Raw genomic sequence first — 26581 nt, forward strand, 5'->3', positions numbered from 1 at the left:
TTAATTGGTTGCTGCGACATTCAACAAGTGACGGTCAATATATTTTCTGGCGATCAATGCGTATTCAAGCGGATTTGCCACATCAGGATCCTGTTCGGCCTCCACTACGATCCATCCGGAATAGCCGTGCTGCAGCAGCTTTTCATATACTTCTTTAAAATCGATGCAGCCGTCGCCTGGAACGGTGAACATTCCTTGCAAAAACGCTTGTTGAAACGATCTTCCTTCCGCCTTGCATTTCTTCATGACATTCAGGCGTGCGTCCTTAAAATGAACATGTTTGATCCGGTCGATATGCTTTTCAAGAATGTTCATATAATTTCCGTCGGAAATGTAGGCGTGCCCCGTATCATACAGAAGGTGCACAAGCGACGGGTCAGTTCCTGCCATGAGCCGGTCAACTTCTTCTTCTGTCTGCACGCCTGTGCCGAGGTGATGATGGTAGACAAGCTTCAGGCCGTACCGGCCGGCGATTTCCCCGAGGTGATTTAAACCTTCGCATAGCCGCAGCCATTCTTCATCGGTGAAATAAGGCTTTTCTGTAAACACGTTTTTATCCAAACCCTGCACGCTGTAGGTCTGTTCTGATACGACCGCAACATCTGCATGGACGTCTTTCAAGTACTGGCAGTGAGCCGCAAATTCCTTGGCCGCTTCTTCAACGCCGTTACGAAGGATATAGCTGCTGAACCACTTGCCGGCAATCTTTAGATTTCTCAGCTCGAGCTCTTTATTGAGAATGGCCGGTTCCGGAAAGAAGCCGCCCACTTCCGTGCCTTGAAAGCCTGCAACGACGATATCGCTTAACAAATGCTGAAGGGTGTTGCCCGCTCCGATTTCCGGAATATCATCATTCCGCCATCCTATGGGGGCAATGCCCCATAGAATTTCTGACTTGGTCATCCTGGTGCCTCCTTTAATACTGCTTTGCAGATTCGAGCATTTTTTCTTTGGCTTCATACGCTTTTTGAACGCTTTCCTGTTCTGAAACCTCTGCAACCCCGACATGCCACCAGCTGTCATAACCGTCAGTCATCGTCTTCGGCAGCACTTTCATTTCAATCAATGTCGAGACCTCTTGTTTTTTTGCATCTTCAAGTGCGGCTTTTAATTCTTCAACCGTGTTGGCGCGGTATGTTTTGGCTCCGTAGCCTTCAGCAACTTTTGCATAATCGACGTTGAGAATCTGGTTGTCATCCGTTCTGAATTCGCAATAGTAGCTGCCGCTTCCATGATCCATCTGGAGGTTGTTGATACAGCCAAACCCGGAGTTGTCAAAAAGCAGGACATTGATTTTCTTATTGTACTGAATGGCTGTGATCAGCTCTGAGTGAAGCATCAGGAAGCTGCCATCCCCAACCAGTGAATAGACCTCTCTGTCCGGATGAGCCAATTTCAGCCCGAGTGTGCCGGATACTTCATAACCCATGCAGGAATAGCCGTATTCCAGGTTGTACGTATTCGGTACGTTTGAATGCCACAGCCGCTGCAGGTCGCCCGGCAGAGAACCCGCTGAACAAATGACAACGCTGTCTTCATCGATTGTCTCATTGATCGCCAGCAAAGCGGTCGTTTGCGGAAGCTCGGTTTTCAGTGCGTCGGCATATTCATTCAGCACTTCTTGAGAAAAGTGATCTTTAATTTCAGGCGTAAAGTTTTCGCGCTTAAATGTGACTTTGCTCAAGCGGTCGCGTTCAGCAAGCCATTCGTCTTTCAGCTCCCGAATGAGTGAACCGAACTCGCTCTTATATCCTTCCAATAAGCCGTGCAGCTTGCCGAGCGTCACTTTCGCATCTGCCACGACCTGGAATGCGTCAAGCTTATAGGCCTGCATTCTGCTGACATTGATGTTCAAAAATTTTGCGTTATCAAAATCAAACGCCGTTTTTGAAGAGGTCGCAAAATCGGTATATCGTGTTCCGATCCCGATGATGAGGTCGGCCTGGCGGGCTGCTTTGTTGGCAGCGAGCGTACCTGTGATGCCCATTCCGCCCAAGTTATTTGCAAAGTCAGCTTCCACCGTTGATTTGCCGGCCTGTGTTTCAACCAATGGTATGTTGTATGCTTCGGAGATCGCGATCAGTTCGTCCCGGGCACCGGAATATTTCGCCCCGCCGCCGACTAAGATAAGCGGTTTTTTGCTCGATTTGATCAGCTCTGCCGCGCCTGTCAGCTCGCGTTCGCTCGGCTCCCTGCGGTCAATGTAGTGAACGCGTTTTTGAAAGAAGCTTTCATCAAAGTCAAATGCTTCACCTTCGACATCCTGAGACAGGCAAATCGTTACCGGACCGGCCTTTGCCGGGTCTGTCATCACTTCAAACGCACGAATCAGGCTGCTCATTAATTGTTCGGGACGTGTAATGCGATCCCAATACCTTGAGACCGGCTTCAATGCATCGTTCGTCGTAACCGCTGCGCTGTATTCCTGCTCCACTTGCTGAAGAACCGGATCAGGCTGTCTCGTTGCAAATGTGTCAGCCGGAAGCAAAAGAACCGGAATATTGTTCGCGAGCGCTGTTCCTGCGGCAGCCACCAAATTCGCGGCTCCCGGTCCGACGGACGTTGATACGGCATAGATTTTTCTTCTCAGCATTTGCTTGCTGTAGGCCATTGCCGCATGAGCCATTCCCTGCTCGTTTTTCCCCTGGAATACTTTCAAATGACCGGCATCCTGCTCAAGCGCCTGGCCGATCCCGACCACGTTTCCGTGTCCGAAAATTGTGAAAATCCCTTCGACAAACGGCGTTTCCTCTCCATCAACATTGACGTACTGCTGATTTAAGAATTTAATTAACGCTTGTGCTGTTGTTAAACGTATTTTCTTGCCCACAAACGATCCCACCTTTACTCATTCTTTTCATTTAAGACTGTAAGACTGCGCCGCAATGAGCTGCTCGATTTCCTCAACGGTCGGCATGGCTTCGGATGAACTGTGCTTGCTGACGACAATAGAGGCGGAAGCGCTGCCGTATTTCAATGCCGTTTCGATTGTCTTCCCTGTCACAAGGCCGTAGAGGAAGGCTGAAGCATATGAGTCGCCTGCTCCAAATGTTTTCAGAACCTTTGTTTTGTAAGCTTTCGCGCGGAAGACCTCTCCCGATTTGCTGTATGCATACGACCCTTCCACACCGTGCTTGATGACGACAAGATCCGCAGAATGTTCGAATAAATGTTTCACTGATTCTTCATTGCTTCCTCCGCTGCGGTTTTCCATCACATCAAATTCATCGCGCGTCCCGATGACGACGTCGGACTGCTCGGCGACCAATGAATAGTAAACAGCGGTCTCTTCCGCTGATGTCCATGTGTACGGACGGTAATCAAGCTCGAATACAACCTTGACCTGGTGCTTTTTCGCCAGCTGAACGGCTTTTAAAACCGCTTCGCGGGACGGACTTTTTGAGAGCGCCGTACCGGAGACCAAGAGCATCTTCGCTCTGGCGATGTAGTCCCCGTCAACTTCCGAAGGAGAAAGGTAAAGGTCTGCGACATCATCCCGGTACATCAAAATGCTGCATTCTTCAGGGCTTTTGATTTCCGTAAAAGCGAGGCCTGCTTTATGTCCGTCTTGATCAACAACCATTTGCGATGTGTCAACACCCGTATTTCTCATATAGGACTCTATAAATCTGCCATGCTGGTCGTCCGGAATTTTGCCGATGAAACCGGCCTTCAATCCCAACTTTGAGCTGCCGATCGCAATATTCGCCGGCGAGCCGCCGACATATTTCGAAAACGTCATCGTTTCTTCCATCGGCCGGTTGTATTCGACGGCATTTAAGTCAATGCACGCGCGGCCGATCGCCACAATGTCAAATTCCTTCTCTTCATTAAACGTATATTTCATCTTCAACAGCCACTCCTCGCCTGATTGTTAGCGTTCCAAAATCCACTCATGATCCGGATCATTGTGAAACTTCCACTTGCGCACCGGTCCTGCCATGACATTCAAATAATAAGACGTATACCCATCAGGAACACCCACCGGGTGATAGCCCGCCGGCACGATGACAACGTTTTCATTTTCTACTGTCATCGTCTCGTCAATTGAGCGGTCATCCGTATAGACGCGCTGGAATACAAAACCTTGGGCAGGATCAAGTTCATGGTAATAGGTTTCTTCTAAAAACGATTCTTCTGGCAGATTGTCTTGATCGTGTTTATGAGGCGGGTAACTTGACCAATTTCCGCTTTCTGTGTAGACTTCAACGACTAACAGGCTGTTCGCCGAAGGGTCTGAATCCGGAAGAATATTATGGACGGTCCGTTTATTGCTAAACTTCCCGCGATGCTCGACGCCGTTATCTTCCGCTTTGATCAATTTTGTCGGCAGCTGTTTTTCTGAAGGGGAATAACAAAGGGCTATTCTTGCCTGGGTAACCGCAGTCACTTCAAATGCGCGGTCATTTGACACATAGACGCTGTCCGTCGGTTTTTTTTCAAATACGCTATCCCTCGTTCCGATGTTCTCAAATGTCGCTTCATGATCAGATACGGTAATTTTTCCAGTAACCGCAACAATGCAGCATTCCTGCTTGGTTAATTCCTCTGAATAGCGGGATCCCGGCGCGAGGTCGACGACCTTGAATTCTACATAGCGAAGATCGGAATTTGAGGCCGTCACCTCATGAACAACCTTGACGCCTTGTGAAAGCTCTGCCTCTTGCGGCTTGCGCAACAAATGACTCATTGAAAAAGCCTCCTTTTTATATCTTGAAACATGGGCCGAACAGCGTGAGGTCCACGCCGTTCGACAGTTATCATTTATTCATTGAAATCAGGGGCCGGATATCTTGCAGTCACGACTTTTTTGTGCGTATAGAAATCAACGCTGTCTTTTCCATTGGCATGCAGTGTTCCAAAGAAGGAGGACTTCCAGCCGGAGAATGGGAAGAAGGCCATTGGAGCCGGCACGCCCAGATTGATGCCAAGCATTCCCGCATCAATGTTCTCGCGGAAATAGCGGATGGCGTTGGAATTGGATGTAAACAAACATGCGCCGTTGGCAAATTCAGATTTGTTGGCGACTTCAATCGCTTCTTTTAAGTTTTTCACACGGATGACCGACAGAACAGGCGCAAAAATTTCGTCTTTCCAGATCGTCATATCAGTTGTTACATTGTCAAAGATCGTCGGACCGACGAAATAGCCGTCATCAGACACATTTTCACGGCCGTCGCAGACGAGTCTGGCGCCTTCTTCAATCCCTTTTTGTATATAGCCGAGCGTGCGCTTTTTATTTTCTTCACGAATGACCGGACCTAAGAACACGCCGTCATCCAGTCCGTTTCCGATTTTGACCTCGGACGCTTTTTTAAGCAATTTCTCCATAAAGGCATCGGCGATTCCTTCTTCTACGGTTACAACCGCACAAGCCATGCAGCGCTCACCGGCTGAACCGAAAGCGGCACCGATAATATTCGTGACCGTATCTTCCAGATTGGCATCATTCAGCACAATGGTGTGGTTTTTGGCGCCTGTCAAAGACTGAACGCGTTTTAAATGTTCGCTTCCTTTTTTATAGACATACTCCCCGACCGGTTTGGAACCGACAAATGAAATCGCTTTAATTTCCGGGTGCTCGAGAATTCCGTTTACGACGTCATGCGCGCCGTACACAACATTGAATACACCTTTAGGAAGCCCCGCTTTTTCAAAAAGCTCAACCAGCTTCTCTGTTAACAGCGGTGTACGCTCAGATGGCTTCAGAATAAATGTGTTTCCTAAAGCAATGGCCATTGGGAACATCCAGCACGGAACCATCATCGGGAAGTTGAACGGTGCGATTCCGCCGACGACTCCAACAGGGTAGCGATAGTTGGCGGCTTCGACATCAGTCGCAATCGTTGCAAGCGAATCGCCCATCATTAATGAAGGGGCTCCTGCGGCAAACTCGACATTTTCTATTCCGCGCCCGACTTCGCCAAGCGCTTCTTTTGTGTTTTTTCCATTTTCAATCGTTATCAGGTGTGCAAGCTCTTCTTTATGCTGGGTCAGAAGCTGCTGAAAGTTAAAAAGAATTCTCGCCCGTCGCGGTACGGCAACTTTTGACCATGTTTTAAACGCTTCTGCCGCTGTTTGTGCAGCGTATTCGATATCTTCCCGCGTAGAAATCGGCACTTGGCACAGTACTTCTTTTGTAGCAGGATTGACGACATCCTCATATTTATCGGTTTTGCTTTCAACCCATTCGCCATTAATATAGTTTCTTAGCTTTCTGATTTCTGCCATCCTTATAACCTCCTTAAATATTAAACGTCTGCTGGTACAGATGTTGGCAGGATTTAACCATCATGAACGGCTATTGCTCATTGCATGACAGATTTCGCAAAAGGCGGAAATGAAACGCTTACAAAATCAAAAGAACCGAAAACGGAATGAAAAGCTTTTTTTCAGCTCAACATTTTCATCAAATTTTATCACGTTTTGGTTATTTCTTGGTTATATTCTAATCTGATTATACCCATAAGTCAATCATAAAAAAATAAATTTTTTCTTGTTGAAACCTTGAAACTATTTATATAATAAATGTGTAATAAAATGGAACGCAGTCAAATCTTGCAAAAAATAGCCACCAATGTTATCATTTTTTAAGCAATTATTGATTAACTCTTGGATTTCTTATATATTTAATTAAAGATATTAGAAGGAGATATATGTATGAAATTGATGCGGATAAAGGAGATGGAGGAGTACATTTTGACCAATGGCACCGCTTCGTTAGATGAACTTTGCCAGGTCTTCAATGTCTCCAAAAACACGGTCAGACGCGATATTAACAAATTGACTGAGAAGGGCGTCATCCAAAAAGTATACGGCGGTGTGACGGCGATTGAGAAAACGGCGTTGATCCCATTTGAGAATCGCACAATCCAAAATAAAGACGCCAAAACGAAAATCGCCCATTATGCTTCACGGTTCATCGAAGATCACGACCTTATATTCATCGATTCCGGCACGACGACAAGATCGATATTGGAAACTCTTGATCCAAATAAAAATGTAACCGTTTTAACAAACAGCCTGGATATTATCAATGCTGCCGCAGCTCTGAAACATATTAACCTGATTATCATCGGAAGCAACTTTAAGCGAAAAACACAGTCCTTTGTCGGGATGGATGATCCGAGCACATTGGATAAATACAACATCAACAAAGCGTTTATGTCGGCGACCGGGGCGACTCTGACACACGGGCTGACAAACTCGGATCTGCTCGAATATGAAATCAAAAAGAAGATTTCCGAAAAAGCAAAAGAAGTGTACTTGCTCGCTGACCGTTCCAAATTCGGCAAATCGACATTGCTGACATATGCGCGTTTTGACAGGCTGCATGCCATTGTCACGTCAAAACCGCTCGATGAGGAGTACAACACATTCTGCAACGAGCATAACATTGAAATCCATCTGGCTTAGCATGTTATAGTTGAAGTGAACAGCTTGGCCGGTATTGCCGGCCGGGTCCATATATATTAGGAGGGGAAATCAATGAAAAAAGTTAGAATGGGCAAGTCAGACTTACATGTATTTCCGATCGGTCTTGGAACAAATGCAGTCGGCGGCCATAACCTTTATCCAAATCTCAATGAAGAAACAGGAAAAGAACTGGTCCGCGAAGCGCTTAAAAACGGCGTGACATTGCTGGATACCGCATACATATACGGAGTCGGCCGTTCTGAGGAGCTGATTGGCGAAGTCCTCCGCGAATTTAACCGCGAAGATGCCGTCATCGCAACAAAAGCCGCCCACAAAAAAGAAGGAAACGACTTTGTCTTTGACAACTCTCCGGAATTTTTGAAACAATCCGTAGACGAAAGCTTAAAGCGGCTGCAAACGGATTACATCGATCTCTTCTATATTCACTTCCCTGACGAACACACACCGAAAGATGAAGCGGTCGAGGCGCTGCATGAGCTGAAGAAGGCGGGAAAAATCCGGGCGATCGGTGTTTCCAATTTCTCTCTCGACCAGCTTAAAGAAGCAAATAAAAACGGGCTTGTTGATGTTTTGCAAGGCGAATACAATCTGCTGAACCGGGAAGCGGAAACGACCTTTTTCCCGTATATACAGGAGCATAACATTTCGTTCGTTCCATATTTCCCGCTTGTTTCAGGGCTCTTGGCCGGAAAATACACGGAAGACACGACATTCCCTGAAGGTGACCTCCGCAGGGAAATGGAAAACTTCCAAGGCGAACGCTTTAAAGAAAACATCAAAAAGGTAAACAAGCTGGCGCCGATTGCGGAAAAGCATGGTGCCGACATCGCGCACATCGTATTGGCCTGGTATCTTGCAAGACCGGAAATCGATATTTTGATTCCTGGAGCGAAACGTGCAGATCAGCTGCTGGATAATATAAAAACGGCTGAGATCAAACTGTCGCAGGACGATATCGACTACATCGACCAGCTGTTTGCATAATAAAAAGAAACCATTCTAAAAACCTATCTTTCATGATAGGTTTTTTCTTTTTGCAGTTTATCGCTAAAACACGTTGACAGCGTTTCCAATTCTGATATGATAGGGAATAAGTTAATCATAGTGATGGAGATTTGGGAGATCCACTGGAAGAACCTCAGCATTTAGGAGGTTTTTTGGGGATCTTTTTTCTTTGCCGCTATATTAACAGATCAAATCGATGAAGGAGGAAAGGAAACATGTGAGGAATGACCTCAAATTGATCACTCAATCTTTTTCATAAAAGAAAGGGGAAACGATGATGAAGGGACTTTTACGAAACGTATTGATGTCTGCCGCACTGATTGGGATCGGTTTTGGGATCTGCGGCAAAGCGGAGGCGGCAGCACCGGCCGGCAAACCGCTGAACCCGAATCAAATATTAAATGTCGCACATCGCGGGGCATCGGGCCATGCTCCTGAACATACTCTATTGGCCTATAAACTCGGACAGCGCATGAAAGGCGATTACATAGAAATCGATCTTCAAATGACAAAAGACGGCCGATTGATTGCCATGCATGATGAAACATTGGACCGGACGACAAATGGAACCGGACTTGTCAAAGACCATACGCTAAAGGAAATAAAACAGCTGGATGCCGGGTCCTGGTTTAATGAAAAGTATCCCGAATTGGCGAAAAAGGAGTATGTCGGACTAAAGGTTCCAACACTTGAAGAAGTGATTCAAACATTCGGCAAAAACGCCCGCTACTATATTGAAACAAAATCGCCGGAAGTATATCCTCAAATGGAAGAAAAGCTGCTCAACACCCTGAATAAGTATAAATTAACAGGGCCAAATGTTCATTCGAATAAAGTCATCATTCAATCTTTTAGTCCTGAAAGCTTGAACATTATTCATCAATTAAACCCTGCCATCCCGCTTGTGCAGCTGCTCTGGTACGATGGGCCGGCTTCCATTACGGATGATGAGCTGAAGGCGTATAAGACGTACAGCGTCGGCCTCGGGATGAACTTTGATCAAATTGATCAGGCATACGTTCAAAAGGTGCGCAAGGCCGGACTGCTCATACATCCTTACACCGTCAATGAAAAAGAAGACATGCGAAGGCTGCTGGATTGGGGCGTCACCGGAATGTTCACCAACTTTCCCGACCGCTTGCAGCAAGTTTTACAAGAAAACAAGTATTGATTTGTAGGAGGAAAACATGATTAAGCTTTTTAGACCTGCACCGCCGATTGACAGATTGCCTGACGAAAAAATCGATTCTGAATACAAGAAATTCAGACTGCAGGTTTTTCTTGGCATCTTCATCGGATATGCAGCATATTATTTGATTCGCAAAAATTTCTCGCTGGCTATGCCGTATTTTATTGAAGAAGGGTTTTCAAAATCACAGCTCGGCCTGGCCTTATCCGCCCTTTCACTTTCTTACGGGATCAGCAAGTTTGTGATGGCGACCATATCAGACAGGAGCAATCCGCGGATGTTCCTGCCTGCCGGCTTGATTCTTTCCGCCGTCATCAGCCTGCTGATGGGGTTTGTTCCTTTCTTTACTTCATCTATCGCCATCATGTTCATCATGCTGTTTTTAAACGGCTGGTTCCAAGGGATGGGCTGGCCTCCATCAGGCCGCGTACTTGTTCACTGGTTCAGCGTAAGCGAAAGGGGAAATAAAACGGCGATTTGGAATGTCGCCCACAATGTCGGCGGAGGGCTGATGGCTCCGATTGCTGTTGCCGGTGTCGCGGTATTCTCCGGAATCACCGGAAGTTCTTCAGGGTATGAAGGTGTCTTTATTTTACCAGCACTGGTTGCCATCGTTGTAGCAGTTATTTCATATGTATTAATCCGCGATACCCCTCAGTCTGTTGGACTGCCGCCAATTGAAGAATATCGCAATGACTATTCAACAAAAACGAAAAAAACGTTTGAAACGGAGCTGTCGACTAAAGAGATTCTGTTCAAATATGTGTTGAATAATAAATGGGTTTGGGCCATCGCGCTGGCAAACATCTTCGTCTATTTCGTCCGCTACGGCGTATTGGACTGGGCGCCAACCTATTTAAACGAAGAAAAAGGGTTTGATATGAGCAAATCAAGCGTCGCCTATTTTCTGTATGAATGGGCGGGCATTCCGGGGACGCTGCTATGCGGCTGGATCTCGGATAAATGGTTTAAAGGACGCCGCGGTCCCGCCGGTTTCGTCTTTATGCTCGGCGTTTTGATTGCTGTGCTGGTGTATTGGTTCAATCCGGCCGGAAATCCGGTGGTGGATATGATATCCTTGATCGCGATCGGCTTTCTTATTTACGGTCCGGTTATGCTGATCGGCTTGCAGGCGCTTGACTTTGTTCCTAAAAAAGCCGCCGGCACCGCCGCCGGACTGACCGGTCTGTTCGGCTACTTGGGAGGCACAATGACCGCCAACGCTCTAATGGGGGTCATCGTCGATTCAGCCGGATGGAACGCAGGATTTACATTATTAACGGCATCATGCGCAATTGCCGCCCTCATCTTTGCGATGACATGGAATGTGCGGGGACAGGAAGTTGTCAAACATTAAGTGAAGAGATACATCTCAGTCTGAGATGTATCTTTTACTAAGTTTTCCATAAAATTTTTTCCGGCCATATTCGTTTGGCTGTTTGCTCCCACCTAACCACTTCCACAAAAAAAGCCCATCTCAAGAAACCTTGAGATGCGGCTTATTTATTACGCCATCACTTTGCATATATCGTTTGTAAACTCGACTGGATCATCGATCGGCAGGCCTTCGATCAGCAGCGCCTGGTTGTACAGGAGACTGGTATACAGTTTGAATTTATCTTTGTCGTTTTCAAAAGCGTCCTGCAGCGTTTTGAAAACGTCGTGATTTGTATTGATCTCCAGCACTTTGTCTGCTTTGACATGCTGATTGTCAGGCATCGCGTTTAAAATTTTCTCCATTTCGATTGTGACTTCGCCGTCGGCAGCAAGGCATACGGAATGGGTTTTCAGGCGTTTTGACGCCCTTACGTTTTTTACTTTGTCCGCCAGTATGCTTTTCATTTCGCCAAACAGCTCTTTGTATTGATGTTCATCCGCATCTGTATTGTTTTGGTCCTTGTCTTCTTCGATTCCCAGGTCTCCGCTTGACACGGATTTAAATTCTTTTTCCTCATACTTCGCAAGCATTTTTATGGCGAATTCATCAATATCTTCGGTAAAATATAAAATTTCGTAGCCTTTTTCAGAAACAAGCTCTGTCTGAGGAAGCTTTTCAATCCGGTCATATGAATCGCCTGACGCATAATAAATATATTTTTGGTCCTCAGGCATTCTTGATACATACTCGTCAAGCGTGACAAGCTTTTTCTCCTTGGAAGAGTAGAACATCAGCAAGTCCTTCAGCACATCCTTGTTGGCGCCGAAATCGTTGTAGACGCCAAACTTGAGCTGTCTGCCGAACGATTGATAGAATGATTCATATTTTTCCCTGTCATGTTTCAACAGATTTTTCAATTCATTTTTGATTTTCTTGCTGATATTTTTGGCAATCAGCTTGAGCTGGCGGTCATGCTGGAGCATCTCCCTTGATATGTTGAGGGATAAATCCTCTGAATCTACCATTCCCTTCACAAAGCTGAAGTGGTCAGGGAGCAGATCAGGGCATTTCTCCATGATCAATACACCGTTAGAGTACAGCTCCAAGCCCTTCTCAAATTCCTTTGAATAATAGTTAAACGGCATGTTCTCCGGAATGTATAAAATAGCATGGTATCTCACCGCACCGTCGACACTTGTATGGATATGGGCAAGAGGTTTGTCAAAGCCGTAGCGCTTTTCAGCATAAAACGCTTCATAATCCTCTTTTGTAAGCTCGTTTTTATTTTTCCGCCAAATCGGCACCATACTGTTGACCGTCTGCTCTTCCTGGACTTCTTCGAATTCGTTTTCGCCGTCCTCTTTCGGTTTATTGACGGTGACATCCATCTTGATCGGATAGCGAATGAAATCGGAATATGATTTAATGATTGATCTCAAACGGTGCACATCAAGGTATTCATCATAATTTTCATCATCCGTGTTTTCTTTCAATTTCAACATAATATCTGTGCCGACATGATCTTTTTGGCACGGCTCGATCGTATACCCGTCGGCTCCCGCGGACTCCCACTTATACGCTTGGTCGCTGCCATGCGCCTTTGTGATGACTGTGACAACGTCGGCTACCATAAAAGCGGCGTAAAATCCAACGCCGAACTGGCCGATGATATCATGCCCGTCTTTTACTTCGTGTTCCTGTTTAAACGCAAGTGAACCGCTTTTCGCGATCGTTCCGAGGTGCTCCTCCAGCTCCTCTTTTGTCATGCCGATTCCCGTATCTGATACGGTCAATGTTCTGTTTTCCTTATCAGATTTCACCTTTATGTAATAATCGTCCTTGTTAAACGTCAGTGAATCGTCTGTCAGCGCTTTGTAGTAGATTTTATCGATGGCGTCGCTCGCGTTAGAAATCAGCTCCCTTAAAAAGACTTCCTTTTGGGAGTAAATTGAGTTGATCATGATGTCTAACAATCTTTTGGATTCTGCTTTGAATTCTTTTTTAGCCACCTTTTCTCTCTCCTTTTGTTTTCAAACCGACTTTTCAATATCTTTCCTATTCATATTTTAAATAACATACCGGCTGATTGATGTCAAATTGTAAAAAATGCCGCTTGAAGGAGCATTTTTTACAATTTGACAACCGTACTTCCTCTTCATATAATTTGATATGAAGAAAATTTTGACTGTATGAGGTGGAAAGGAATGAAAATCTTATCAACTGTTCTTAAAAGAGAATTGGCTTAAAGACAGGAGAAGTCTGCCCTTTTTTAGACAAGCCATCTCGGGAACAGTTTGATACGATTTCACATCCTTTCTTGCTGTATTTTAATATGTAGCGGGTAAGGTGTATTTTGCCTTACCCGCTTTTTTTGCCGGACAGGATAGCGATGCTTCACGCTGTTCTCTTTGATGGCTTAGTTTTTTCGAAAATAAGCCTGAAGGAGAGAATCACCATGAGTATTGTTAATGTCACGAATCTTACCCATATATATGGAGACCGCATGATCTTTCAAGATGCCGGCTTCCGCTTGCTGAAAGGCGAGCATGCCGGCCTTGTCGGTGCAAACGGAGCCGGAAAGTCGACATTTCTGCGGCTCTTGACGGGAAGCCTTCTGCCCGATTACGGAAACATTGAATGGCAGCCGAATATTCGGGCCGGTTTTCTCGAACAGCATGCCAAACTGACGGAAGGCACAACCATCCTTCAGTACATGGAAAAGGCCTATGAACGGCTTTTTGAAATCGAAATGGAAATGAATGTGCTCGCTGAAAAAATGGCCGATCCCGGAGACAACCTGGAGGCCATGCTGAAAAGATACGGAGAGCTCCAGACCGAACTGGATGCTTCAGGATTTTACCAAATCGGCGCCAACATTGAGGATGCCGCCCAAGGCCTCGGCTTGACGGAAATCGGCCTTGATCAGGATGTCACGGCTTTAAGCGGAGGCCAGCGTACGAAGCTGCTGCTGGCCAAGCTGCTGCTCGAAGAACCTGATGTGCTGTTGTTGGATGAGCCGACCAACTATTTGGATGCCTCACACATTGAGTGGCTGACAGGCTACTTGAAAAACTATGAGCACGCATTTCTCGTCATCTCCCATGACGAACGCTTTTTAAATGAGATCACGACGGTTACATTCCATCTGGAGCATCAAACGATAAAACGCTACTCCGGCAACTATCAATATTTTCTGAAGGAATATGCGCAAAGCCGGGCACAGGCAGAAGCCGCTTACGCAAAACAGAACAGGGAAATTAAAAAGTTAGAGGCGTTTATCGACCGCAACAGAGTCCGAAAAGCGAAACAGGCCAAAAGCAGGGAAAAAGCATTAAGCAAAATCAAGCGAATCGAAAAACCGACAGATTCTCATGTCCCCCGCTTTGAATTTACAACGGGGCGGAATCCGGCGATGACCGTGCTCGAGACGGAAAAGCTTGAGGCCGGCTACACCGTACCATTATTTAAGCCCCTTTCCCTGACCGTGAACCGGGGCGATAAAATCGCCATTATCGGAGAAAACGGCGCCGGAAAATCGACGCTCATCAAAACGCTGCTCGGTGATCTCAAGCCTCTCAGCGGCATCGTAACAGCCGGACAGCATTTACAGGCAGCCTATTTTAGACAGGAAAGCCCCGCTTCTCATGATACACCGCTTGAAAAAGTGCGGGCGCTCTTTCCCGATGTACCGGAAAAAGACATCAGGCAAACGCTCGCGATGTCCGGTTTGACGCCAAAGCATATCAGCCAGCCCTTTTCTACGCTCAGCGGCGGTGAACAGGCAAAAGTCCGGCTGGCGGAGCTGATGCTTTCAAACAGCAATCTGCTTGTTCTTGATGAACCGACAAACCATCTTGACACATTGGCAAAGAATGCCTTAAAGCAAGCGCTTTGCGACTATAAAGGAACGATTTTGCTCGTTTCCCATGAGCCGGCCTTTTATGAAGACTGGGTGACTCATGTCTGGCGGATTGAAGCCTGGCGGCGCAAGTAAAGGAAAAGCCGGCCTTTTCGAAAGGCCGGCTTTTTTATTTGGATAATACAAGCTCATGAATGGCGTGGGCGACGCCGTTTTCATTATTTGATTTCGTTTCATAATTTGCAGAGGCCTTCACCTCAGGTATGGCATTGCCCATCGCAACTCCGCAGCCAGCCCATTCGATCATTGTCAGATCGTTGCCGTTATCGCCGATTGTCATTACTTCTTCTCTTGCAATCCCCAATAGATCGGCGAGCTGCCGAACGGCATTTCCTTTACTGGCCGCAGGATGAAGAATTTCGTAAAAGAACGGCGAACTCTTCACCATTGTATAACGTTCCTTTACTTCCTCCGGTATAGCGGCGATGGTCCGGTCAAGCTTCTCCGGCTCATCAATATACATCGCCTTTGGCGCCAGTATGTCTTCCGGTATCTCCTCCATCTTCCGAAAACGGAGCGGAACCTGAGTGACGTTTGATTCATAGACTGTATAGGGGCTGATATCGCGGTTTGGCGTATATAAATAAGATGAGTCAAAAAAGTGCATCGGGGTATCAAGGGTTTGGCTGAGTTCATATAAAGATTTCAAATCTTCATAGCGAAGCGTCAGCTCTGATACGACCTTCTGTGTATGCGTATTTTGAACAAGCGCACCATTATAGGCGATAACATAATCGCCATCTTCATTTAAATTCAGTTCTTCCAAATAGCGGCTCACTCCGCCGAGAGGGCGCCCGGTGCAAAGGACAATCTTCACGCCTTGCGCTTTCGCCGCATGAAGGGCATCACGCACTTCCTCTGTTACCTCATGAAGGTCATTCAACAATGTTCCATCCATATCTATCGCGATTAGTTTGTACATGTTCCACTCTCCCTGATTAAAATCGTGCCTCAATCTCATACCTATGACCTATTTCTCCTTTATTTTACCACAGTCCTTGGCTTTTCCTTTATGACATCATCCGAAAAACTCCCCACAGCAAAAAACAGCCTCTGGCGGAGACTGTTTGCAGCTTAAAACATGTCTTGAAGAATGGGATCTTCATCAAGCAAACGGAGCGCTTTTTCACGGTAGGCCTTGTCATGCAGGTACGTATAACGGTTTGGCTTTATCGTGTGAGAAAGGCTGATCGCTTCGCGAAACTCATGTTTGTCAAGATGAAGCGTTTTTACATAGTTGAAAAAGCCCGTTCTTGTAAACACCTTTTTAATTCTCTCAGCCCGGTGATTTTGCACATGGGCCATGATATAGGTGGCCACCCCTACTTGTATGCCGTGCATCTGCGGTTTTTTTGAGATTTTGTCCAGCGCATGGGATATCAAATGCTCTGAACCGCTGATAGGCGCGCTGTTTCCGCTGATTTCCGTTGCGATGCCGCCCATTGTTAATGAACTGACCAATTCTTTCAAAAAGATCGGCTGTTTAATATCCTGCATCGGCGTACGGACGAAACTGTTCACTGCCTTTTTGCTGAGCATAGATGCAAACGCATTGACATCGCTGACTCCTTGCCGCTCTTCAAACTCCCAGTCATAAAGGGCGGTAATGTTGGACATCAGGTCGCCGATCCCGGCTAAAATAAAGCATTCCGGTGCTTTTTGAATAATATTCAAATCAGCAATAATCCCATAAGGAACCCGGGCAGGAACCGTTGTTTTTTTGCCCTCGACCTGAAGCGAACAATTGCTGCTTGCAAACCCGTCGTTGGATGCCGATGTCGGTATGCTGATGAACGGGGTTCGTTTAGAAAAGGCGATATATTTTCCGCAATCAACGACATATCCGCCGCCCATGGCGATCATGACATCATAATTACCGATTGAAAATGCTTTCTGAATCAGCTGCTGAAGATCAAGGCCGGCCGGCAGTTTAACAGCGTCGACTTGGACCTTTTGAAAAGCGGCTTTTAATGAATTCTCATACTGCTGATATGAAAAATCATCAAAAAACATAATGGCCTTATCAAACTGGTGCTTTTCCAAGATCGCCTCCAACCGGCCAAACACGCCTTCACTAATGTCCAAAACCGCAGGAATGGCGATACTTGTCACCTGGCGCGGCATTAGACGATCATTCCTTTTTGCTTTAAGTACCGTTCGATGTCCCCGAAAGTCTCGACCGCTACAAACGGCACACCCTTCTCGCGCAATATATCCTGGAGCGCGTCTTTTGCAAACGTAACATCCGCAAATTTTGCCGGGTGGGAATCAGGTTCGCTGTCACCGGCAAAATAAATCGTCTTATACTCTTCTTTCAGCTTTTGAATGACTTTTGATTTATCAATGCCATAGCGTTCAGAGTAGTGCCAATGGTTTTCATCAATCGTCATGTGGACGTTGTCTTCTTTAAAAAAGCCTTTATTTGAATAAACCTCGACATCTTTAATGCCGTATTTTTTTAAAATATAATGAATGTAATAATCAGTTCCGGCGCTTAGAATGAAAAAGTCGCCGCCGCTTTCCTGGACATGCCGAATGAAGTCTGGTACATGCTCATCAATCGGAATCGAATGGATGTCATCGATGATGGTTTGTTCGCTTTGATTGATGGAAGCAAACACGGTGCCTAAAAATTCAATATCTTTTAATTCTCCCGCTTTCCACTTCTTAAACAATTCACGGCCTTCAGGAAAATATTTATCAATAACCATCCAATAAAAGTCCTGTTTGGAAATCGTCCCGTCAAAGTCTGATACAAATGCCCATTCCTTCATGCTGCATACCTCTTTTCTCTAGGGAATTTTAAATTTTAGATTTATTATACAGAAAGTTTGTGAATTGTTGAACATAATCATATTTCTTTTTTGTGTACTTTATTTCACAAAGTGAATATTCTTAATGAACTGAACAATATACGTGATGTGTTTATGATTCTTTCTCAGTACGTTGTTTCCCTTTTTCCGTCACGGCAAATTTCCGTTTCATTGTCTTGATGTTTTCCGCTTTCCGAAACCGCAGGGCAGACCAATCATCATCAATTGCGATCTGGCGGACAGGCTCATAGCCCTGATCCGCAAGCAAAGCGGCTACCGTCTCGCGGCTGCAATCAGAACCCTTGTACAGTTTGGATGATTTTTTCGGATAACAAAGCCAAAATAATCCGTCCTCTGCCAGATGATGCTCCGCTTCCCGGGCAGATGCCTGCAGGCTTTCATTTGCCGTGCCAAACACTTGAACAAAATCGTATTTGTCTTGTTCGGCCCTATCATGCACTTCACCTTGAAATGCGGCCATGATTTCATTGTAAGACTCAGGTGCGTTTATGATGAGTACGGGCTGGCCGAAGTCTTTAACCTGCAATTTTTTGATAACCGGATGTGTTTCTGCCATCTTTAATCAATCCTTTTCTGTTTATAGTAACAAATTATCCAAAACAACAGTAATCATACAAAGCAAAAAAGTAATAGACGAATGAGGGCTTTTTCTGCTATATTTACATTGATAATGCGAATCATTTTCAATTATAGATACATATGGAGGGTCAAATGAAAAAGTATTCATTTATCATCGGATTCGTTATGATATTATGTTTGTTTGTCAGCGCATGCAGCAGCTCTTCAGAGTCCAGCGGAAGCAGCGGCAATGAAAAAGCAGCTGAGGCGGCGACAAGAACTTATAAATCAACACGCGGCAATGTCAAAATCCCGGTAAAACCGAAACGGATCGTGACAGACTTTTATGCCGGCGAGCTGTTCTCGGTTGGCGCGAATGTAGTCGGCTCAGGCTCATGGTCTTTCACCAACCCATTTTTGAAAGATCAGCTGAAAGATGTAACAGATGTAGGCGACCCGATCAATGTAGAGAAGGTCATGAAACTGAAGCCGGATCTAATCGTTGTTATGAAAGACGACAATTACGACAAGCTGTCTAAAATCGCACCGACTGTCGTCATCCCTTATAACACTGCAAAAAATGTGCAGGAAACCGTGAAGATGTTCGGCGATATCGCAGGTGCGAAAGAACAGGCCGACAAATTCCTTGCAGACTTTGAGAAACAATCAAAAGCCGCTCAGAAAAAAATCGCCAAAGTCGTCGACAAAAATGCAACATTCGGCGTTTATGAAAACACGGATAAAGGGAAGTTTTGGGTGTTCAATGACAACGGCGGACGCGGCGGCCAAGCGGTTTATAATGCACTCGGCTTAAAAGCTCCTGAAAAAATCGTAAAAGACATTTTCAAAACAGGTGAAATCAAAGAACTGTCCACGGAAGTCATCCCTGAATATGCTGCCGATTATATGTTCGTCACAGATTATAATCCGAACGGCGACAGCAAAACGCTGGACAAGCTGAAGCAGTCTTCCATTTGGAAAAACCTTGACGCCGTCAAAAACAACCGCGTCTTCATCAATGATTTTAATACCTTCTACCCGTACGATCCGATCTCTGTCAGCAAGCAGGTTGATTTGATTACGGAGATGCTGGTGAAGCGTGAGAAGGAGAATCAGAAAAAATAAGGCTGGAGCCCGTCTCCAGCCTTTCTTTATTGCTTTGGGTGAAGGATGGAACCAGGGACAAGAAGGACTTCAACACCGCTTTAAGGCTCCCTCCGTAACCGCACGATCATTCCCTCCCATTTCACGGAAGCTGTTTCACGTGGAACGATATATGATACAATAAATGGATGGAGGCGATAAATATGGGAATTGAAAAAGTTGGACAAATCGGGGTGCCGGTTGAAGACTTAGAGCGGGCTGTGGCATTTTATCAGGATGTATTAGGCCTGTCCCTTTTATTTCAGACAGATCGCATGGCTTTCTTTGAGTGCGGCGGGCTGCGGCTTCTTCTCAGCCTCCCGGAAAAAGACGAATTTGCTCATGCAAGCTCCGTCATTTATTTTCAAGTTGAAGATTTGCCGGCATTATATGATGAAATCGCAACAAAAGGCGTTTCTTTTCCAATAGAGCCGCATGTGGTGGCGAAAATCGAGCAAACAGAAACCTGGATGGCCTTCTTTGAAGATACCGAAGGAAATACCCTCGCGTTGATGAGTGAAGTGCACATATAAAAAGTGAAAACAGCTGATCCCTCAGCTGTTTTTCGTCTTCACATCATCACAAGCCGATTGACACGTACGATTTAATTCACAGGCGGCGCATTTTCCTTTCCGGCTTCGTTTGACAAATTTTATAAGCGTCCATGCCGCATAGCCGAAGATCAGCGCTCCGATCGTCATATTAAACAGCATGCTGTCACATCCTTCCTATGATAACCCAAGCAGTCGTCCGCCCTGATAAATCAAGAACGCGATCGCATATGCAATGGCCAGTCCGTAAACAATGGACAGGAACATCCACTTTTTCGAGTTTGTTTCTTTTTTAATCACCGCTACTGTCGCGAGGCATGGCACGTATAAAAGAACGAAAGCCATAAATCCATATGCAGCCAGCGGTGTGAATTGCTCAGCCATCATGCCTTGCAGCTGGGCTTCGGGTACGAAATAGATGATGCTCATCGAAGCAACGACAACTTCCTTCGCGAGAAAACCGGTTAATAGTGATGCCGCTGCCTGCCATGTGCCGAACCCCAGCGGCAGCAATAACGGTGCGATCACTCCGCCGATCATCGCTAAAAAGCTGTCATCCATCTCAACTCCCGTTCCGCCGGGTCCCGTATACGATAAGAGCCAAATGAGGACAGACCCGCCAAAAATGTAAGTCCCGGCTTTGCGGACGAAGCCTTTTCCCTTCTCCCATGTTGCCCGCCACAATGTACGTGCTTGAGGCAAACGGTACGGCGGCAGTTCAATCACGAAGAACGACTTTTCTTCTTTGAGCTTGGACGAGGATAAGAACTTCGCCAGCACCAGCGCTGCTGCGATGCCCAGCACATACAAAGAAAGGACGACGAAAGCCTGATGAGCCGCGAAAAAAGCCCCTGCAAACAGAGCATAAACCGGCAGCCTTGCCGAACAGGACATAAATGGCGTCAGCATAATCGTCAAGAGTCTTTCCTTAGGCTGCTCTACAGTTCGCGCAGCCATGACGCCGGGAACATTGCAGCCGAAGCCAATGATCAGCGGAATAAAGGCTTTGCCGTTTAAACCGATCGCCTCCATCAGTCGGTCCATCACCATGGCCACACGCGCCATATATCCGGAATCTTCAAGCACCGAAATGAAGAAAAACAGGATAAAGATCTGCGGGACGAAAACGAGGACACCGCCGACACCGGTAATAATCCCATCGAGAATGAGCGCCTCGATAAACGGGCTGGCTCCCATTGCCGACAGCGCCGAGGCCGTCCATTCCGTAAGCGGTCCGCCGATGAAACCGTCCAGTGCGTCAGACAATGGAACACCAAGCCAATCAAACGTCAGCATGAACATGAGATACATGAACAACAAAAAAATCGGGATGCCAAGCACTTGATGCGTTACGATCTGATCCACGCGTTCCGTCAGCGTCTGTTTTCGATCTGACTGATATTGCACAGAGGATGATATAATGCGGTCAATCCATCGCTCTCTCTCATTGTAAATATGCTGATGCAGCGATCTTGCGGATTGTTCTTTAAGAAGGCGTTTTTCGGTTTCCTCGTAAATTTCTTTTAACCTTTCGCTGTCGGCAGCGCCTTCAAGCTGTTCTCTCATTTTCGAGTTGCCTTCCAAATATTGAAGGGCCATCCAGCGCTTTAGAACACCGGGGCGTTCCGGTATGATCGATTCGACCCGGCTGATCGCTTCTTCCACTGTGCTCCCGTAATCGATGACAAGCGGCTCCGCCCTCTTTTCTTTTTCAATAAGCAAATGCCGGCTCAGTTCATCACACCCTTTGCCGCTGCGGGCAATCACAGGAATCACCCGAGCACCTAGCGCTTCAGACATTTTTTGATGATCAATGAAGATGCCGCGCTGTCCTGCGACATCGATCATATTTAAACCGATTATAAGCGGATGACCAAATTCCAAGAGCTGCACGGTTAAGTGCAAATTCCGCTTTAACTGAGATGCATCGACAATATTCAATATGTCTGAAAATGATTCATTGAGCAGAAAGTCAGTGACGACCCCTTCATCGCGGGACAGTGGGCTCAATGTATAAACGCCGGGGAGATCGACCATCATTCCTTGTTTATGGCGGAGCAGTCCCACCTTTTTCTCAACGGTCACCCCGCTCCAGTTTCCGACATACTCATAGGAGCCTGTCAGCGCATTAAACAATGACGTTTTCCCCGTATTCGGATTTCCGAAAAGGGCAATCTGCCGGCTGTTCATAGCTTTTCAATCCTGATCTTTTTTGCTTCTTCAAGCCGTATGCCGAGGCACTGTCCACCTGACTCGAACATGAACGGACCGCCAAACGGCAATTTCCGCTTCACGCAAATTTCTGCTTCTTCTTTCATCCCGAGCTGTATGAGCCTGTGTTGAACAAGTTCATTCACTTCTGAAAAATCTATGATTCTTGCTCTCTCTTTTTGCTTTAATTCGGCTAAAACCATCGTTGAGGCCTCCACATTCTGAAAATGATAATCGTTATCATAATATGATTATAGGCAATAAGTCACCTTCCATTTAAAAGGAGATGTGGCAAAACCGGAACACTTTTGCGAGAATATAAAAAAAGCGAAAAACCCCGGCAGACAATCTGCCGTTCTGGCTTTTCACTCTATCAATAGCTATGTCATTAACCCGCATGATGACGCACTTTTTGCTCCATTCGCCGCTTTTTCGGCACATAAATTTTTCCGACAAACATGTAGCCGTACTTCAATTTATTGACGGCCCAGGATATGAAAACCGCAGCGCCTGTAGATATGAAAAACAAAAGCAAAACAGCCGAAACCGTACCGATCCTGTCAAGGGTTGTTAAGATAACCAATCCGAAAATCAGGATAAAAGCGTGCAATAGATAAATAGAAAAAGAATAGTTGCTGATCGTCATGATCAGTTTCGGCACCGACTTCAGTTTTGAAAACAGGTGAAAGCATAAGAAAATGATGCTTGTCGAATAAAGCAGGATATCCGGACGCTTTGACGTCACCGCGATGTCTTGTCCGAAGTAGGAAACCGCTACAATGAAACATCCGGTCACAGCAGCCGCTGCATACACCGCATGCCTGTATCGTTCCAGCAATGCCAAAAAGCGCTCGTAATTCTTGCCGCAATAATAGGCCAAACAAAAATAAAAAAGCCAGCCGGGAAACGGCACCCATGAAAAAGGAAACGGCGCCTCCTCCTGAACAACCGGAGGATGAATGAACGTGAAATAGCTCAAATAAGCCGCCGTGACCACAAAAGAAATCGAAAGCACCCATTTAGGTGAAGCCTTTTGCAAAAATGAATGGAAGCACATATGCAGCAAGTAAAATTGAAAGATGACGAGGATGAAGTAACCGATGAAATTCCCCAAGAAAATATTCGCCAACAGTTTTTTAATAATGACCGATGCATGAAATTGCTGCATCATCAGACCTGCGGTCATAAAAGCATCCAAAACAGCGATAAATAGAAAAGGGATGAAAATTGTTTTAAACCGCTTTTTTAAAAATCCTTCCGGAACGCCGCCAGGGTAAGCATGCGCGAGCAAAAATTCGGAAATAAAAATAAACGCCGGCGTACTGAACATCAGGAGCGTTCTGAAAGATTCAACAACCCGGAAAACCGCATCGCCAAGCATGTCCTGCCGCACCATGAGCACCATCGATATTGCATGAAGCAACACAACGCTTAAACAGGAGATACAGCGAATGACAAATATTTCTTTTACTTGCAAACCGATCACTCCTCTTTCAAATTTGAAATAATATCAAATTAACATAATCATCCAAATGAAGAAAGAGGCAAAATACATAGGTATTTATCCCAAATTTATAAGAGCTAGGTGAAAAACACATTAAAATCATTTAAAACAAAAAAGCTTGTAGAAAAAAACAAGTTTCTCTACAAGCTGAAGATTCGACGACATCTATTCTTTTAAATCGCCGCTTTTATCTGTTTTGTATAGTAGAAGCGGACGATGAAGTAATACATGACCTGGATGGCGAAGAACACGCCGAGCACCATTGCAGATTCCTTAAACAGGTTGTACTGAAAGGCATGCGATAAAGCGGTCAGCGCCACAGCTCCATGGACAATGGCAACAGCGATAGGCGCGAAGAACAGAATGCCGATCTGCCTGTTCAGCACTTTATGCAGTTCGCGGTCTGTTAAGCCCATTTTGGCAATCGATTTGAATTTCTGCTTATCATCGTCCAAATCAGTGTACAACCGGAAATAGAGGAAGCTTCCTGCTGAAACGAAGAAGACGATTCCGATAAACAGTCCGACAAATAATATCGGGCCATATCCTTTGCTTATATCATATACCTCATAATCTACAGCCCCGAAATACATGTAATCCAGTTTCTTTTGCAAAGCCTCCCCGGCTTTCACTAAAGCCATGCCGTCAGCTTCTTTTGCCTGCCATGCATAGAACCGGTTTTCGCTTTTCGGTTTTTTCAGCTGTGCGAAATCTTTGTCTGTCACAATATAATAGCTGGGTTCAGATAACGCTTTTGAACGGATCGTTTGATCAGCCTTCAGCTGTTTTCCGTTTGCAAGAGGGATTGACGAAGGGCGCTGCTGATCGTCTTCTCCCTCTAAGCCGATTTTGACCTCATACTCGGCAGCCGCCGCTTTCCCGTTTTCCAGCTTGATGTGGTCAGCCCCGACGAGATCGGCAAACTTGTTATAGTCAGATTCTTTCACAATCAGCATGTCATTGCCGCCGACATCGAAATATTGAAGGACAGCTGAAGCTTTGTCTGTTTTGATATTTCTTTCATCCAGTGTGTCATTGATGAAAGCCACGTCTTTTTCGATGTGTTTGTTTGTTTCCGGCGGCTTATATGAGAACGTATGCGGGTTCATCTCTTTAATTCCGTTTGTCACCAGAGTTTGGAAACCGTACAGCGTCCCAATGGCGCTGAAAGCGACAGTAGAGATAATAGCCACCATAAAAAACGTCCGCGCATTGTCTTTCATCCTGTAAGACAGATCAGAAAACAAAATCATATTCGTTTTCCGCCAAAACAGGGTTTCCCGTTTTTTGAGCCTGCGGATCACATAAACACTAAGCTGCGTAAACAGCAGATATGTGCCGATAATAACAACAATTGTCACCGGCACCATCGCTACAAGAACGCCTCCTTCTTTGACAATCAAAGCGGTGTAATAGCCTCCAGCAAGCAGCACAGCTGCAACCAGTGTAAGCAAGGCAGATGCTTTCGGCTCCCCTTTGGAGATTTTGTTCCCTTTTAACAGAACAATCAGCTTCTCGCTCCTGAGCACAAACGACACAAGAAAAGAGATAAATAAGAACAGGCTGTTAAAAGAAATAAACGTCACAATCATCGCCATCAATGGAAAGTAAAAATCGAGCTTGTTATCAATAATCAGCACATTTTCCGCCGTGAGTAGTATCAATTTGGCGAAGACGAGCCCGAGCACAATCCCGCCGATTGTCGCAAAAAATCCAATCAGCATATTTTCAAGAAATACCATCATGCGAATTTGTCGCATCGACATCCCTTGAATCATTAAAACGCCGAATTCCTTTTTTCTCGATTGAAGAAATGAACTCATCGAGTACAGCACAAAGAAGAAAGAAAAGACAAAAATAATGCCGCCGGCAACTAACAGGCCAAAGGAAGCATGCTGCCCGATGCCGGAAGTCAAAGAATCACTGGTCATCACTGGGTGGAAAGCAAAAATCGCAAATGCGAAAAACACCATCACCGTAAACATGCTGCTGAGAAAATAAGCGGCATACAGCCTTTTGTTGCGAATGACATTGTTAAACGCGAACTGACGAAAGGTCATTTGCATCCCCTCCCAACAAGGACAGTGTATCGAGAATCTTTTGGAAAAACGCTTGGCGGTTATCGCCGCGGTTGATCTCCGAATACAGCTTTCCGTCCTTAATAAAGACGACCCGGTTGCAATAGCTTGCCGCCTGAGGGTCATGCGTGACAAGCATCATTGTCGCTTTTTCATTGCGGTTGATCGACTCAAGCATTTCCATCACATCTTTGGATGACTTTGAATCAAGGTTGCCTGTCGGCTCATCGGCAAGCAGAAGCTTCGGCGAATGAATCATCGCTCTCGCTACAGCGGCGCGCTGGGCCTGACCGCCCGATATCTCATATGTGCGCTTTTTCATGATCTGGGTAATCCCGAGCTTTTCAGCTAAATCGTTTGCCCTCCGCTTCATTTCCTTGACCTTTTCGCCGTCAAGCGTCAAAGGAAGTACGATATTTTCTTCAACGGTTAATGTCGGCAGAAGATTAAAGTCCTGAAACACAAATCCCAGCTCTCTGCGGCGAAATTTAGCCAATTTTTCTTTTTTGAGAACATGCGGGTTTTGGCCGCTGATCAATATTTCGCCCGTCGTCGGTTCATCGATCGTTGCAATCATATTTAATAGGGTCGTTTTTCCGCTTCCGGACGGCCCCATGATGCCGACGAATTCACCTTTATCAATCGTTAGGTTAATATCCGTTAACGCGCGGTACGCAATTTTTCCTTCGTAAATCTTACTGGCTTGTTTGACCTGAAGCATCACAAGATCTCCTTTCACCTTTAACTTTTGATCTGTGATCAGTTTACCTAAAT

Annotated in this window: 23 protein-coding genes; 7 read left to right on the top strand and 16 right to left on the bottom strand. The window is 45.7% G+C overall.

Annotated features, from left to right (window positions below; translation table 11 throughout):
• The 5 genes from iolE to iolA form a co-directional block, all read right to left on the bottom strand.
• Entirely contained in the window at nucleotides 1-903 is a 903-nt protein-coding gene (gene iolE, locus BTR1S_RS02350) for a myo-inosose-2 dehydratase (protein ID WP_006639720.1), read from the bottom strand.
• 13 nt (nucleotides 904-916) lie between these two features.
• On the bottom strand, nucleotides 917-2830 hold the full coding sequence (gene iolD / locus BTR1S_RS02355) for a 3D-(3,5/4)-trihydroxycyclohexane-1,2-dione acylhydrolase (decyclizing) (RefSeq protein ID WP_029419760.1): 1914 nt from the start codon (nucleotides 2828-2830) through the stop codon (nucleotides 917-919).
• Between the two features lie 27 nt (nucleotides 2831-2857).
• Nucleotides 2858-3847: a 5-dehydro-2-deoxygluconokinase gene (iolC, locus tag BTR1S_RS02360; protein WP_006639722.1), complete on the bottom strand. Its 990-nt coding sequence runs from the start codon at nucleotides 3845-3847 to the stop codon at nucleotides 2858-2860.
• Nucleotides 3848-3874: 27 nt separating this feature from the next.
• Entirely contained in the window at nucleotides 3875-4690 is an 816-nt protein-coding gene (gene iolB, locus BTR1S_RS02365; protein ID WP_029419761.1) for a 5-deoxy-glucuronate isomerase, read from the bottom strand.
• Nucleotides 4691-4764: 74 nt separating this feature from the next.
• Nucleotides 4765-6231 carry a methylmalonate-semialdehyde dehydrogenase gene (gene iolA / locus BTR1S_RS02370; protein ID WP_029419762.1) on the bottom strand — a complete coding sequence of 489 codons (1467 nt, stop codon included), beginning with the start codon at nucleotides 6229-6231 and terminating at the stop codon, nucleotides 4765-4767.
• Between the two features lie 429 nt (nucleotides 6232-6660).
• On the opposite strand from iolA, the gene BTR1S_RS02375 reads away from it, so the two are divergent.
• The 4 genes from BTR1S_RS02375 (at nucleotide 6661) to glpT (ending at nucleotide 10988) form a co-directional block, all read left to right on the top strand.
• The gene (locus tag BTR1S_RS02375) at nucleotides 6661-7416 is read left to right on the top strand and encodes a DeoR/GlpR family DNA-binding transcription regulator (RefSeq protein WP_029419763.1); all 756 of its coding nucleotides are present in this window, start codon (nucleotides 6661-6663) and stop codon (nucleotides 7414-7416) included.
• A gap of 72 nt (nucleotides 7417-7488) precedes the next feature.
• Entirely contained in the window at nucleotides 7489-8421 is a 933-nt protein-coding gene (locus BTR1S_RS02380; protein ID WP_006639726.1) for an aldo/keto reductase, read from the top strand.
• 298 nt (nucleotides 8422-8719) lie between these two features.
• A complete protein-coding gene (locus BTR1S_RS02385) occupies nucleotides 8720-9613 on the top strand; it encodes a glycerophosphodiester phosphodiesterase (RefSeq protein ID WP_006639727.1) in 894 nt (297 codons plus the stop codon).
• Nucleotides 9614-9629: 16 nt separating this feature from the next.
• The gene (glpT, locus tag BTR1S_RS02390; protein WP_006639728.1) at nucleotides 9630-10988 is read left to right on the top strand and encodes a glycerol-3-phosphate transporter; all 1359 of its coding nucleotides are present in this window, start codon (nucleotides 9630-9632) and stop codon (nucleotides 10986-10988) included.
• Nucleotides 10989-11137: 149 nt separating this feature from the next.
• Here the strand turns inward: glpT and htpG are convergent, their stop codons facing one another.
• Nucleotides 11138-13018, bottom strand: a complete 1881-nt coding sequence (gene htpG, locus BTR1S_RS02395) for a molecular chaperone HtpG (RefSeq protein WP_006639729.1) — start codon at nucleotides 13016-13018, stop codon at nucleotides 11138-11140.
• 446 nt (nucleotides 13019-13464) lie between these two features.
• Between htpG and BTR1S_RS02400 the strand changes: the two genes are divergently transcribed.
• The gene (locus BTR1S_RS02400) at nucleotides 13465-15003 is read left to right on the top strand and encodes an ABC-F family ATP-binding cassette domain-containing protein (protein ID WP_006639730.1); all 1539 of its coding nucleotides are present in this window, start codon (nucleotides 13465-13467) and stop codon (nucleotides 15001-15003) included.
• A gap of 34 nt (nucleotides 15004-15037) precedes the next feature.
• Here BTR1S_RS02400 and yidA read toward each other — a convergent pair whose 3' ends face one another.
• The 4 genes from yidA to BTR1S_RS02420 all read right to left on the bottom strand — a co-directional run bounded on the left by yidA (nucleotide 15038) and on the right by BTR1S_RS02420 (nucleotide 18318).
• On the bottom strand, nucleotides 15038-15850 hold the full coding sequence (gene yidA / locus BTR1S_RS02405; protein WP_006639731.1) for a sugar-phosphatase: 813 nt from the start codon (nucleotides 15848-15850) through the stop codon (nucleotides 15038-15040).
• 152 nt (nucleotides 15851-16002) lie between these two features.
• Entirely contained in the window at nucleotides 16003-17052 is a 1050-nt protein-coding gene (locus tag BTR1S_RS02410) for an iron-containing alcohol dehydrogenase family protein (RefSeq protein WP_006639732.1), read from the bottom strand.
• Nucleotides 17052-17702 carry an MtnX-like HAD-IB family phosphatase gene (locus tag BTR1S_RS02415; protein ID WP_006639733.1) on the bottom strand — a complete coding sequence of 217 codons (651 nt, stop codon included), beginning with the start codon at nucleotides 17700-17702 and terminating at the stop codon, nucleotides 17052-17054. The genes BTR1S_RS02410 and BTR1S_RS02415 overlap by 1 nt, the downstream gene beginning before the upstream one ends.
• Nucleotides 17703-17853: 151 nt before the next feature.
• The gene (locus BTR1S_RS02420) at nucleotides 17854-18318 is read right to left on the bottom strand and encodes a DUF3052 family protein (protein WP_006639734.1); all 465 of its coding nucleotides are present in this window, start codon (nucleotides 18316-18318) and stop codon (nucleotides 17854-17856) included.
• Nucleotides 18319-18473: 155 nt separating this feature from the next.
• Here BTR1S_RS02420 and BTR1S_RS02425 point away from each other — a divergent pair, with 155 nt between their 5' ends.
• Nucleotides 18474-19445, top strand: a complete 972-nt coding sequence (locus BTR1S_RS02425) for an iron-hydroxamate ABC transporter substrate-binding protein (protein WP_029419764.1) — start codon at nucleotides 18474-18476, stop codon at nucleotides 19443-19445.
• 182 nt (nucleotides 19446-19627) lie between these two features.
• Entirely contained in the window at nucleotides 19628-19996 is a 369-nt protein-coding gene (locus BTR1S_RS02430) for a VOC family protein (RefSeq protein WP_029419765.1), read from the top strand.
• Nucleotides 19997-20017: 21 nt separating this feature from the next.
• Here BTR1S_RS02430 and BTR1S_RS02435 read toward each other — a convergent pair whose 3' ends face one another.
• The 6 genes from BTR1S_RS02435 to BTR1S_RS02460 form a co-directional block, all read right to left on the bottom strand.
• A complete protein-coding gene (locus tag BTR1S_RS02435) occupies nucleotides 20018-20176 on the bottom strand; it encodes a FeoB-associated Cys-rich membrane protein (RefSeq protein ID WP_029419766.1) in 159 nt (52 codons plus the stop codon).
• A gap of 15 nt (nucleotides 20177-20191) precedes the next feature.
• Nucleotides 20192-22204: a ferrous iron transport protein B gene (gene feoB / locus BTR1S_RS02440; RefSeq protein ID WP_029419767.1), complete on the bottom strand. Its 2013-nt coding sequence runs from the start codon at nucleotides 22202-22204 to the stop codon at nucleotides 20192-20194.
• Nucleotides 22201-22428: a FeoA family protein gene (locus BTR1S_RS02445; protein WP_029419768.1), complete on the bottom strand. Its 228-nt coding sequence runs from the start codon at nucleotides 22426-22428 to the stop codon at nucleotides 22201-22203. Before BTR1S_RS02445 ends, feoB begins: the two co-directional genes overlap by 4 nt.
• Before the next feature lie 185 nt (nucleotides 22429-22613).
• On the bottom strand, nucleotides 22614-23702 hold the full coding sequence (locus BTR1S_RS02450; protein WP_029419769.1) for an acyltransferase family protein: 1089 nt from the start codon (nucleotides 23700-23702) through the stop codon (nucleotides 22614-22616).
• A 200-nt stretch (nucleotides 23703-23902) separates the two neighbouring features.
• Nucleotides 23903-25789: an FtsX-like permease family protein gene (locus tag BTR1S_RS02455; protein ID WP_029419770.1), complete on the bottom strand. Its 1887-nt coding sequence runs from the start codon at nucleotides 25787-25789 to the stop codon at nucleotides 23903-23905.
• Nucleotides 25764-26528, bottom strand: a complete 765-nt coding sequence (locus BTR1S_RS02460) for an ABC transporter ATP-binding protein (RefSeq protein ID WP_006639742.1) — start codon at nucleotides 26526-26528, stop codon at nucleotides 25764-25766. The genes BTR1S_RS02455 and BTR1S_RS02460 overlap by 26 nt, the downstream gene beginning before the upstream one ends.
• Nucleotides 26529-26581 lie beyond the last annotated feature (53 nt).

The organism is Bacillus sonorensis NBRC 101234 = KCTC 13918, from assembly GCF_001592005.1.
Taxonomy (GTDB): Bacteria; Bacillota; Bacilli; order Bacillales; family Bacillaceae; genus Bacillus; species Bacillus sonorensis.